The 11,846-nt window shown below is 70.0% G+C and carries 8 protein-coding genes; 1 reads left to right on the plus strand and 7 read right to left on the minus strand.

All coding sequences use genetic code 11. The annotated features are described in order from the left end of the window. Positions 1 to 10: 10 nt before the first annotated feature. Together ACIBK4_RS39375 and ACIBK4_RS39380 are read right to left on the minus strand one after the other, a co-directional pair. Complete coding sequence (locus tag ACIBK4_RS39375) at positions 11 to 787, minus strand: Atu4866 domain-containing protein (protein ID WP_399003014.1); 777 nt, start codon at positions 785 to 787, stop codon at positions 11 to 13. 110 nt (positions 788 to 897) lie between these two features. Next, positions 898 to 2,763, minus strand: coding sequence for a glycoside hydrolase family 76 protein (locus ACIBK4_RS39380; RefSeq protein ID WP_399003016.1), 1,866 nt, complete (start codon positions 2,761 to 2,763; stop codon positions 898 to 900). Positions 2,764 to 3,161: 398 nt separating this feature from the next. Here ACIBK4_RS39380 and ACIBK4_RS39385 point away from each other — a divergent pair, with 398 nt between their 5' ends. Next, the gene (locus ACIBK4_RS39385; RefSeq protein WP_399003018.1) at positions 3,162 to 5,981 is read left to right on the plus strand and encodes an MGH1-like glycoside hydrolase domain-containing protein; all 2,820 of its coding nucleotides are present in this window, start codon (positions 3,162 to 3,164) and stop codon (positions 5,979 to 5,981) included. Between the two features lie 54 nt (positions 5,982 to 6,035). Here ACIBK4_RS39385 and ACIBK4_RS39390 read toward each other — a convergent pair whose 3' ends face one another. The 5 genes from ACIBK4_RS39390 to ACIBK4_RS39410 all read right to left on the minus strand — a co-directional run bounded on the left by ACIBK4_RS39390 (position 6,036) and on the right by ACIBK4_RS39410 (position 11,825). Then, positions 6,036 to 6,371: a hypothetical protein gene (locus ACIBK4_RS39390; protein WP_399003020.1), complete on the minus strand. Its 336-nt coding sequence runs from the start codon at positions 6,369 to 6,371 to the stop codon at positions 6,036 to 6,038. A 64-nt stretch (positions 6,372 to 6,435) separates the two neighbouring features. Further along, positions 6,436 to 8,364 (minus strand): glycoside hydrolase family 9 protein, encoded by a 1,929-nt coding sequence (locus ACIBK4_RS39395; protein ID WP_399003022.1) that lies wholly within the window; start codon positions 8,362 to 8,364, stop codon positions 6,436 to 6,438. After that, positions 8,361 to 9,647, minus strand: coding sequence for a sensor histidine kinase (locus ACIBK4_RS39400; RefSeq protein ID WP_399003024.1), 1,287 nt, complete (start codon positions 9,645 to 9,647; stop codon positions 8,361 to 8,363). The genes ACIBK4_RS39395 and ACIBK4_RS39400 overlap by 4 nt, the downstream gene beginning before the upstream one ends. After that, entirely contained in the window at positions 9,644 to 10,309 is a 666-nt protein-coding gene (locus ACIBK4_RS39405) for a winged helix-turn-helix domain-containing protein (RefSeq protein ID WP_399003026.1), read from the minus strand. The genes ACIBK4_RS39400 and ACIBK4_RS39405 overlap by 4 nt, the downstream gene beginning before the upstream one ends. A 76-nt stretch (positions 10,310 to 10,385) precedes the next feature. Continuing rightward, entirely contained in the window at positions 10,386 to 11,825 is a 1,440-nt protein-coding gene (locus ACIBK4_RS39410) for a cellulose binding domain-containing protein (RefSeq protein ID WP_399003028.1), read from the minus strand. Positions 11,826 to 11,846: the final 21 nt, after the last annotated feature.

Genomic DNA, 11,846 nt, shown 5'->3' on the forward strand with positions numbered 1-11,846 from the left:
CGAGCCGTCGCTACGCCCGCGCCCCGAGCCGCATCGCATACCCCGCGTGATGCAACTCCCCGCCCCGGAACTCACCGAACGCCCAGAACCCGAGGTCGTCCAGGTAGTCGATGCGGTCGCCGTCGATCCAGTACCGGCCCTCGTAGGCGTGCGGGCGGCCGCCCCGGGTCTCGTCGTAGCGGCCGTCGGGGGTCAACTCCTGGTGCAGGAAGTCGTTTTCGTCGATCCAGACGCCGACGCGCGGGCTGCCGGTCAGGTCCTGGGCGGCCAGGATGCCCGCCTCCGGCGCGGTCGCGCGGCCGGGAGCGTCCGTGCCCGACCAGAGCACCGGCTTGCCTGCCGCCACCAGGGCGCGGACCTCCTCCGGGCGGGTGAGCAACGTGGCCACCGCACCCTGCACATCCGGGGCGGACTCGTCCGGCACGACCAGCAGGTCCCCGGTGTTCCCCGGCGTCAACGTCCTTGCGTACTCCGCGCGTTGGCCCCGTCCGCCGACGAGCGCGACCGTGTCCACGACCGCCGGGACCACCGTCATGCCCGTGCAGTCGACGACGATGGCGTTGTCGTCGCCCGCCGCCGTGATGATGCCCGGGCCGACGCCCACCAGGAGGGAGCCGACGAGCAGGACGTCGGCGCCGCGCAGGGTGCCGATCAGCGGGTCCATCGTCAGGACGCGCGCGTTGGTGATCAGGACGGGGCGGCCCGCGTCGTTCGCGGTGATCTCGTCGAGGGCCTTGCTGTTCCAGGTCACGGTGTCCGTGCCGGGTTCCGTGTGGGTGACGCTCATCGTCCGCTCCTCGGGTGGGTCTCCGGGTGGTGCTGCACGGCCAGCCTGGTCGCGTCCGAGGAACGCAACCAGGCTGCCCTTCACCCAGGTGCCGGACACCCACCCTGCGCTCAGCTCCCCGCGGCCGCCGTGAGCGCCCCGAGCGCGCCGGCCTGCGTACGCCAGTCGGTCTGGTTCGGGCTGGTGCCCGCCCAGCGTTCACCGAGGGCGTTGAGCGTGGACCGGTCCTGCGCCCACAAGGTGTCGGCCTGTTTCTGGATGTAGGCCCGGTAGGTCGTGGAACCGGTCGCCTTCGCGAGGTCGGCGAAGTTCCGCATGAAGATGCCCTTGAACTGCTTCTGGTTGTCGTCGCAGGACGCCGAACCGACATCGCAGGACTCCGTCAGCACTCCGCCCACCGTCAGCTGCGCGTTGCTGATCGCCGCGTCCGCCAGCGTCCGTGCCGTGGTCAGCATCGAACTGTCGCCGGTCGTCTTCCACAGTTCCGTGAAGGCGCCGATGGCCAGGCCCTGGTTGTAACTCCACACGGTGGAACCGTTGTTGGCGCAGGACGAGGAGAGCCCGTCGTTCACCAGCCCCGAGGAGTTGATCATCCCGCTGGCCTTGTACCAGGCCGCCGACGTCTTCGCCCGCTGGAGCCAGACCGTGTCACCGGCGAGGCGCTGATGCAGCGCGGTGGTCAGCCACAGGTACTGCCCGTTCGTCACCGCGTTCTTGTAGGTCCGCTCCCGGTCCCACCACACACCGCCGCCGCAGGTACTGGTGTCCCAGTACTGCTGGATGTAATTGGCAATGGTGACCGCCTCGTTGAGGTACCGCGCGTCGTGCGTGTAGTCGTACGCGTCGATCCACGCGATCGCCCACCAGCCCGAGTCGTCGATGGCCCGGCTGATGAAGTCGCCCTCGATCGCGTCCGAACTCCGCGTCCCTGCCGGGAAGACGCCCTTGTTCTGGTCGAAGGTGCGGGCGATGACCCAGTCGTAGTCGTGCGTGCCGGTCGTCTTCGCGAAGTCGATGACGGAGGTGAGGGTGGCCGCCGAGTTCCACCAACTGCTGGGCCACCAGCCGTTGTATGGGTCGTACGACGTCATCAGCGCCTCCGCCGCCGCGCGCGCCTTCGTCGGCACGGGTCGGTACCACGCCGTGCAGCTGCCCTCGTTGTGGCTCGCCTCCCGGCCGCACGCGCGGACCGCGCCGCCGTAGAGGAGACCGCGCGGATCGCGGGCGGCGTACATCGCGGTGCGGGTCGTGGTCGCTCCGGACGGGGTGCTCGTCCGGCCGAGGGAGGAGCCGTCCGGCCAGGTCGAGCCGTCGTCCCAGGAGCGGTCCAGCCAGATCTCGTCACCGGCGCCACCGGTGTCGATGCTGCCCCAGGCCATGGAGTTCTTCTGGTCCACGTGCAGGCGAATGGTGCGGCCGTACAGGGTGGTCGAGGGGATCGGCTGGTCGTCGCCCGCCGCCTGGGTCGCGCTCGTGCCGTCGCAGACGGTGTCGCAGACCGTGGGGTGGACCCAGTTCGTGCAGCCGACGCCGGCCGCGTCGCCGCAGGCCCGGACCAGGCCGCGCTTGTGGTTGCGCGGGTCGGTGATGTTGTACATCAGCGTCCTTGTACCGGTCCACGTGCTCGGGATGCTCGCCTTGCCGAGCAGGCCGTCCCAGGTGGCGCCGCCGTCCCAGGACCGGTCCAGCCACACCGCGTCGCCGGACGTGCCGTTGTCGATGCTGGCCCACGCCATGTCGTCGGCGTCGGACACATGGAGCCGGACGACCCGTCCGTTGAGGGCCTTGTCCGGCACTGGAAACGTTTCCTGTTTCGCCTGCGACGGGTCGAGCGTGTCGCAGGCCAGGACGCAGACCTGGGTGGCGGCGGACGCCGGCGACGCGATCGGGACCAGCGCCACGAACGCGAGGGCGGCCGTCAGGAGAAAGCTGAGGAACCGTGGTCTGACAACGATGTCGAAGTCATGGAGGGACACCGGAACTCGCCTCGATTTCGCGATGGGGGACGCCGGTCGTGAATGGATTCAGTACTGGATCAATGGTCCATACCTGTATCCGTCTTCGAGGCAGTGAACCGGCTCGGCGTGGCCCTGTCAATGCTGTAAGGGGTGGTTGTTTCACGGGAGTTGAAGGCTGTCGCGATGGCTTGACACTCGCTTTTCCGGCGCCCATCATCGGTCCGAACTTCGGCGAGTCATCTCGCACACCTGCTGCCGCTCTGCTTCCAGGCCCCCACGGTCGATCGTTTTGAATCGATTCAAGCACCTGGTCAACGAGTTGAGCAGCTGGTTCCCCACCGATTCGGGAGGTACGCATGCGCCGCCGGCCACCGCTGAACAGAAGGCCCGGTCCAGGGCGCCTGGTTGGGCTCACCATGGTGGTGGCCGCCGCGCTGGCCGTGGCTCCCGCGCTGTCGGCGGGGGCCGCGGAGGTGACCCCGACGGCCGCGCCCAAGGCGGCACTCGACGCCGTGAACTACTCGCCGACCTCGCGCACGCTCAAGCCGACCGCCGTCTACCGCACCTCCGGCAGCGTCGCGAACCCGACGAACGTCCTCAACGGGCAGGCGACCCGGATCTCCGGCGCGCAGTCGGCCGTCACGCTCGACTTCGGGAAGGAAGTCGGCGGCTTGGTAACGTTGTCATTCGGCAGCACCAGTTCCAGCGGTCAACGCGTCGGCCTGGCCTTCAGCGAGTCGTCCCTGTACGTGGGCAACAACAGCGACCGCAGCAGCGGCCGCGACGGCGAGGACGGCGCCCTCTACGCGACGCCCTCCGCCAACGGCACCTACACCGTGCCCACCGCTCAACTCCGGGGCGGATTCCGCTACTTGACCGTCTTCCTCGACAGCTCGGGCTGGGTGGACCTCAAGGGCGTCAGCCTCAACTTCACCGCGGCACCGGGGAAGGCGAACCCGGCGGACTACGCCAACTACTTCACCTCCAGCGACGACCTGCTCAACCGCATCTGGTACGCCGGGGCGTACACCGTGCAGTTGAACACCATCGCCTCCAACCAGGGCCGTGCGTGGCCCCCGCCCTCCTCGGCCTGGGACAACAGCGCCACCGTCGGCGTCGGCGACTCCGTGCTGGTCGACGGAGCGAAGCGGGACCGTACGGTGTGGCCCGGCGACATGGGCATCGCCGTCCCCACGCAGTACGCGTACGCGAACGACCTGACCTCGACCCGCAACGCGCTCACCACGATGTACAACGCGCAGTCCTCGGCGGGTGAAATCCCTTGGTCCGGGCCGCCGTTCAACCTCACCGGGTCGGACACCTACCACACGTGGACCCTGCTGGGGACGTCCACGTACTACACGTACACCGGCGACCGGTCGTGGCTGGACTCCGAATGGTCCAACTACAAGCGCGGGATGACCTTCATCACGAACAAGATCGACGGCAACAACCTCCTCAACGTGACCCGCACCCAGGACTGGGCTCGGGTCGGCCAGGGCGGTGAGAACATCTCCGCCAACGCGTTGCTGTACGGCGCCCTCAAGGGCGGTGCCACGCTCGCGACGGTCGAGGGCGACAGCGCGCTCGCCGCGAGCTGGAACAGCAAGGCCGCCGCGATCAAGACCGCCGCCAACTCCCTTCTCTGGGACGCCTCCAAGGGCATGTACAAGGACAACCCGAGCAGCGGCCTGTATCCGCAGGACGGCAACTCCCTCGCCGTCTGGTACGGGTTGAGCGACTCCACTGCCAAGTCGAAGAGCATCATCACCGGGCTCGGCAAGAACTGGGGCATCTACGGCCCGACCACGCCCGAATGGGGCGGCAACGTCTCGCCGTTCGCCGGCGGCATGGAGCTGAACGCCCGCTTCACCGCCAACGACGACTTCACCGCGCTCGACCAGATCCGCCGCACCTGGGGTCACATGCTCGACAGCGACATCGGCACCAAGAGCACGTTCTGGGAGGGCATCCAGTCCGACGGCGGTCTGGCGTACGGGGGTTCGTTCATGAGCCTCGCGCACGGCTGGTCCACCGCGCCCACCTCCACGCTCACCTTCGACGTGCTCGGCACCGCGCCCGAGTCGGCGACCGGCGCCTACCGCTTCGTCCCGCACCCCGGCGACCTGACCAGCGCCCAGGGCCGCATCACCATGCCCCAGGGCGCCATCAACGCGTCCTGGTCCCGCGACCCGTCGGCCGGCACCTACTCGGCCACCCTCTCCAGCCCGTCCGGCAGCAACGGCCGTATCGGCGTACCGAAGTTGGGCGGCGACATCACGGTGACCGTGAACGGCGCGACCGTCTGGAGCAACGGGGCCTTCACGCCCACCTCCGGCATCACCGGCGGCAGCCAGGACGACACCTACGTCTACCTCACCGGCGTCGCCCCCGGCAGCTACACCGTCTCCGCCACCGGCCTCGGCAACCCGTCGGAGCCCACCCAGCCCGGCACCGGCGCCCTGCGCGCCGGGTACACCCGGTGCGCAGGCGAGGGCGGCACCTGCTCCTTCAGCGGCACGCGCTCGGTGGCCTACGGCGCCGGGACGTACACCTACAAGACCGTGACCAGCAGCACCGCCTGCTCGAACGACTCCTTCGGCGGCGACCCGGCGGCCAACCTCGTCAAGTCCTGCTACGTCGCCGACGTGGGCGGCCCGCCCGGATACACCGCCTGCGCGGCCGAGAACGGCACCTGCGCCGTGCCCGGTTACAACCGTGACGTGGCCTACGGCGCCAACGGCAACTTCGTCCACCAGGTCACCAACGGCTCCGTCGCCTGCTCCAACGCCCACTTCGGCGATCCCATCGACGGCGTGGCCAAGTCCTGTTTCCTGCCGCCCGCAGGAGCGCCGGCCGGCGGCTGGACCAAGTGCGCGGACCAGAACGGCACTTGTGCGGCCGTGGCGGGTCAGCCGGTGATGTACGGCGCCTACGGAGCGTTCACCACGGCCACCGCCACCGGTGACACCGCGTGCACCGACGCCACGTTCGGCGACCCCATCTCCGGTGAGTCCAAGGCCTGTTACACCGCGACCGGCGGCCCGGTCGGCTATGCCACCAACTGCGCGGCGGAAGGCGGCACTTGTTCTTTCAGCGGACAGCAGACCGTCGCCTACGGCGCCCGGGGCCGCTTCCTCTACAAGACGTTCACCGGCTCCGCCCCCTGCACGACGGGCGCCTTCGGCACCGACCCGCTGCCCAACGTGAGCAAGTCCTGCTACCTCACGTCCTGAGCGGCCCCACGCATCCGGCAGCCTCCAACTCCCCGCGTGCCGGGGGCTGCCGGATCACTCCGGATGGGCCGCTGCCTCCTTCTGCAGGTGCACCGCGGCCAACAAGCTCAGCCTCGGCTCCGCCTGGCGCAGCGCCCGCACCGCCGTGACCGAGGCGATGTCCCCGGTGAAGCCGACGGCGGCCAGCCGGGACCTGACCCAACGGGCGTGCAACAGGCTCTCGTTGGCGGCCGCGGTGGACTCGACGAGAGCGACGGCGCGTTCCAGGCCGGGGCGCTCCTCGGGAGACGCCCCGGCCAAGGCCTCGCGCAGGGCCGCCGTGACCAGGTCCGAGTCCCGGACGGTCAACACGAAGGTGTTCTTCTTGCTCAGTCCCGTGATTCGCGTCATGGGGCTCAGCCTGACCGCCATCTCCCGTGCGCGCCAAGCGACTTGAGGAGGCTCAGAGCCTCGGCTACGCGCCCTCGTCCTGCGCGGTCAGCGCGAAGGCCAGCAACGCCGTCGTCGTGAAGTCCAGCGAGGGCTCCACCGTCTGCCAGGCGCCCACGTCGTCCACGTACCGCGAGCCCTTGCCGTCGAAGTCGGTCCAGGCTCCCGACGGCGGGGCGGCGGCGCACTTCTTCATGGTGGGGAAGCCGTTCAACTCGGCCAGTTTGTCAGCCGCGTTGGGGCCGTTGACCACCGCGCCCCGCAGGATCGCGCCCTTGCCGTCGAGGCTGCCCCGGAGATTGGCCAACTGGTGCTCCGGGCAGTGCGGGTAGACCTCACCCGCACCGATCATGAAGCTCGTGCCCCACGGATTGGCGCCGAGCGCCCAGCCCCGCTGCCGTCCGGCGAACGCGTCGTAGCGCGTGTCCCCGGTGGCCTTGGCGTAGAGGCGCGCGGTGGCCACCAGCCCGAACGTGTGCGGTACGGCGTCGAAGTCGTCGTAGACCGCACCGGCCCCGAACGGATCGTGCTCGGCGTGATCCACCCCGTCCTCCAACTGGCGGCGCAGATCCTTGTTCAGGTCCTCGGCACCGACTCCGTTGCTGCGGGCGCCGTCCAGAGCGGTGGCCAGGTCCACATGGGCCAGGGCGCTGACGTCGGCGACATTGAGGGTGCCCTTCACGTCCGAGTCCAGATAGGCCCGAGCCCAATGCGCCGCCTCGCCGGTCCAGTCGGCCTCCCGGTCGTCACCCAAGTCCTTTGCGGCCAGGGCGAGTTCGGCGCCCGCGAACTCCATGTCGTCCTGCCAGGAGTCCTCCGGGTAGAAGCCGCTCGGGAAAGCGGTGACGAGCGGCTTGTCGGGGTCGTGGTCGGTGTCGGCCAGGTCGTAGACGGCGGCGGCCTTGTCCAGCCACTCCCGCGCCTGGTCCGGGTCGGAGTCGGCCGTGCGCTGCGCGGCGAGGGCGAACACCGCGGCCACCCGTCCCGCCAGACTCGGAGTGATCGGCTCTCCCGGCTTGTTGGCGCGGAACACCGGCCGGTGCTTGATCGTGTAGTCCGGGTCACCGGGCGACACGTCGAGCCGGTCGTCGGCCTCCGGCAGCCGCCACACGTCGTGATCCGTCCGTACGGCGTCGTTGCCCGCGCCGATGCCGACCTGGGCGTAGAGCGTCTCGCTGTCCCCGTCCCACATCTTGTCCACCCACTCCAGCCCGTGCTCGGCCTCGGCGGACAGCGACTCCATGTCCGGCAAGTCCCGTTCGGCGAGCAGGAGTTCGGCGGTGGAGTACGAGGTGGTGCCGGTGAACTTGAGGAAGTCGCCCGCGTCGAACCAGCCGCCCGAGACGTCGGTCTTGATGCCGGTCGGGGTCAGGCTCTCGTCGAGGAGCTCCTCGCCCGCCTCGTCGTAGTGCGGGTCGGCGTAGACGGTCGCGTCCTCGTCGGCGAGATGGGACGGGCCGTGGGTCAGACCGCCGCCGGACACCACGTCCGCCCCGTCGCGCTGGGCTTGCAGGAAGCGGACGTTGTCCCGGACGAGCGGGGTCATCAGCTCGCTCGCGTCGGCGATCCGGAAGGCGGGGGAGCGGCCGGCCGCGGTGCCGGAGAGGACGATGCGGTAGGTGCCGGGCTTGTCCAGCGCGGAGAGATCGACGGTCCGCACGGACGGAAACCTGGCGTTCCAGTGACCGGTGACGGCACCGAGCCTGCCTGCCGTGACCACCTTGTCCTTCGCGTCCACGACCTTGAAGCGCGCCCCCGCGAGCGCCTTCGTGGGCCCCATCACGTACGCCTGCTTCGTCTCGCCGCTCACATAGCCGACCTGGTCGACGCGGACGGCCACGTCGGTGGCGGACGGGGTGGCGGCCTCGCCGTAGACATTGAGGCCGACGAGTACGGCGCCGATGGTCACGGCGGTGGTGGTGACCAGCAGGGCTGGGCTGCGCAATGCGTTCATGCGCCCACGGTGCCGGGACCTTCATGAGATGAAGATGAGGACGCCGGGGGTGCGTCCGTGGGGAGCCGGAGTTCGGCGAGCAGGCCGCCGCCGGGGGCGTCCGTGAGGCGGGCGGTGCCGTGGTGCAGACCGGCGACCCAGCGGACGATGGCGAGGCCCGCACCCGTGCCCGGACCGGTCCCGGTGACCCCGCGTGCGAAGACGCGCTCCCGGTCCGCGAGCGGTACGCCGTCCCCGTGGTCGCGGACCGTGACCAGCCCCGGCGTGACACCGACCTCCACCGGCGAACCGGCCGGGCCCCCGTGCCGCTGCGCGTTCTCCACCAGGTTCCGCACCGCCTGCGCCAACAGATCCGGATCGCCGAGCACCACTACGGGCTCGGCCGTCACCGTCACGCCGGCGTGGTCCGGCAACTCCTCGACCGTCGTCTCCACCAACTGGTCGAGCCGCAGCCGCACCAGCTCGACCCGCTGCGCCCCCGACTCCAGCCGCGCCCTGGCGAGCAGCCCGGTGACCAGCCGACTGAGCCGGTCCACGAGCCGTAGCGCCTCGTCGGACGACCCGTTCCGCTCCACCACGAGCCGCAGCGTCGCGAGCGGTGTCCGCAGCTCGTGAGCCGCCTCGGCCAGGAACTGTTCCTGCTGCCCCAGCCCCCGCAGCGCGGGCCGCATGGCCCGCCCGGACAGCAGATGTCCTACGGCCGCCGCGCAGCACACCAGCGCCGTGCAGCCGAGGGCGAGCCAGCGCACCAGGAGGTCGTGGTCGTGTTCGCTGCGCGCCAGCTCGGTGCCGACGAGGACGGCCGCCCCGATCCGGTCGTCGTCCCAGACCGGCGCCGCCGCCCACCGCAGCCGCCCGCCCTTGGTGGCGGAGACGCTGGCGAGGACCGTTTCCTGCTCGTCCAGGACGGACCGCCAGACCTCGTCCAACCGGTCCTGGTCGGGCAGCGACGACCGTCCGGGTACGACGTTCCGTACCGTCGGCGTCTTCCCGGGCGCCGCCTGCAACACCGCCAACACCTGGGCGCCCTGGGCGAGTTCGTCCTCGCGCAGCGGCTCCAGGTGCAGGACGCCCGCGTCGAACCAGACCGCGCGTGACAGTCCCGCCGCGCGGCTGCCGACCTCGTGGTCGAGGCCGGAGCGGCGGGACTCCGAGTCGATACGGATCGCGACCACGGCGAGGACGACGAGGCAGGCCGCTGTCGTCGAGGCGAAGAGGAGGGTCATCAGGCGGCGGGTGCGCCGGAGTCGGGCCACGGCGGGTGAGGTGTCGCGGCGGTTCATGCCTCGCCGCCCAGGCGGTAGCCGACTCCGCGCACGGTCTCGATCGGGTCGGGCGGGCCGAGGCGTCTGCGCAGCTGTCCGATGAGCACGTCCACCACGTTCGACATCGGCTCGCTGGCCTCGTCCCAGCAGCTCTCGATCAGTTCGCTGCGGGTCACGACCTCGCCCGCGCGCAGCATCAGCAGTTCGAGGACCGCGAACTCCTTCGCGGAGAGGCTGAGCAGGACGCCGTCCCGGGTGACCCGGCGGCGCGGCAGGTCGAGTTCCAGGTCGCCCGTGCGCAGGACGGACGGGCGCGCTGGCTGCTCCCTGCGGCACAACGCCCTTACCCGTACGACCAGTTCGGCGAAGGCGAACGGCTTCACCAGGTAGTCGTCCGCGCCGTGCTCGAAGCCGGCCACCCGGTCGCTCACCGCGTCGAGTGCCGTCAGCAGAAGGAAGGGCAGCACCGATCCCGCGCGCCGGTGTTCGGCGAGCAGCGTGAGGGAGTCGCCGTCCGGGACCGAGCGGTCGGCCACGACACAGTCGTAGCGGTTGACGGAGAGCTTGATATCCGCCTCGGCCAGCGTGCGCGCGAGGTCCACCGCGAACCCCGCGTCACGTAGTTGAGCAGCGACGACGGGCCCCAGTTCGGGGTCGTCCTCCAAGACCATTACGCGCATGGGCCGGAGCTTAGGCGACGGCGGGCCGCGCGCTCGGATGCCGTACGCCGAGTGCGCGGACCGCCGCCCTGAGTGATCAACTGCTGGGCACGGTGTCCTCGAACGTGGTGCCCGCACCCCGGTACGCGGTCACCTTCGCGGCGACCTGCGCCGGCGTGAGGACCTGGTCCTTGACGTGCAGGACGTAGTCGACCTGTTCGTCGTAGGACCGCGGGGTGGAGCTGGTCAGGCCGCCGAAGTCGATCAGCCACTGGTTGAAGTTGATCGACATCGGCCGCTCCGGGAGGTACGCGGCGTCATGGGTGCCGAAGAGCTGGCCGTCGATGTAGTACTTGATGTTGTTGTTGTCGATGGTCAGCACCAGGTCGTGCCAGCCGTTGTAGCTCTGCCGGCCCTCGGTGTGCTGGTTGACGGCCACCCACGGGTCGGCCTGGTAGGTCTCCCAGGACGTCGTGTAGAGGATGTTGGAGGTCTCGCCCCAGCCGCCGTTGGGGAGGTACTCGAAGTCGTACTCGGAGTAGTCGTCCGCCATCGGGGCCGTGAGGTCGTTGATGGTGAAGAACGTCTGGACGAGGTGGTCGCCGTCCGGCCCCGACCTGGGCGCGTCGTTGAACTTGACCCGGGCCGCGTAGGTGCCGTTCTTGAACTTCCTTGTGTTGGTGACGACTTCGGTCTGCTTGGTGCTCTCGCCGGTGCCCGACGTCGACGTCTCCAGGTTCATCACGGAGTTGCCGCTCGTGCCGGCGAAGGTGACGTTCTCCGGCGCCCAGGTGGCACCGGAGACACCCGGACCGCCGGAACTGGAACGCACGCTCCAGCCGTGCGCCGAGATCTTCGGGTCGTTGTAGGAGCTGTAGTTGAAGTCGTCGAACAGGGTCGCGCCGGTGGCCGGGGGGTCGGTCGGCGGATCGGTGGGCGGGTTCGTCGGGTCGTTGCCCGCGGGGGCCGTGCCCCAGAGCGTGGTGCCCGCCAACTGCGCTGTGACCTTTGACCAGTCGGCGTACGACGTCTGCGCGGCGCCGAAGGAGTAGTCGTCGCTCTGGGTCAGCGTCTGCCACGTCGACTGGTAGAAGCGCAGCTGCATGTCACCGGTGTCGGCGCCGGGTGCGAGGGTGCCCGCGCCGGAGGTGAAGCCGATCTCCAGGTAACGGTCCGCCGTGGCCGTCGGGTTGGCGAGCGTGCCGAAGGTGCCCGTGACGTTGGCGCAGCCCTTCACCGCCCAGGAACACGCGAAGCGGTAACTCGCGCTCGCCGAGTCCGCCTTGAAGTAGTAGCGGAGCTTGACGTTCGCCAACTGCACTGTGCTGGAGCCGGTGTTCTTCACCTTGAACCAGGGCTCGGACTGGTCGGCGGTGGCTCCCGTGGCGCTCGTGCGGTACTGCACGCTCAGTCCGTCGCCCGCCGCGCTCGCGGTGGACGGCATGGCGGTGAGTGCGGCGGCGCCCATGGCCACCGCGACGGCGGCGGACGCGGCGGCGCGGAGTCTGTTCTTCGCGAACCTCGTGTCGAGTCTCATGTCGGGCCTCTCCAGAAAGGT

Source organism: Streptomyces sp. NPDC050528 (assembly GCF_044457795.1).
GTDB lineage: Bacteria > Actinomycetota > Actinomycetes > Streptomycetales > Streptomycetaceae > Streptomyces.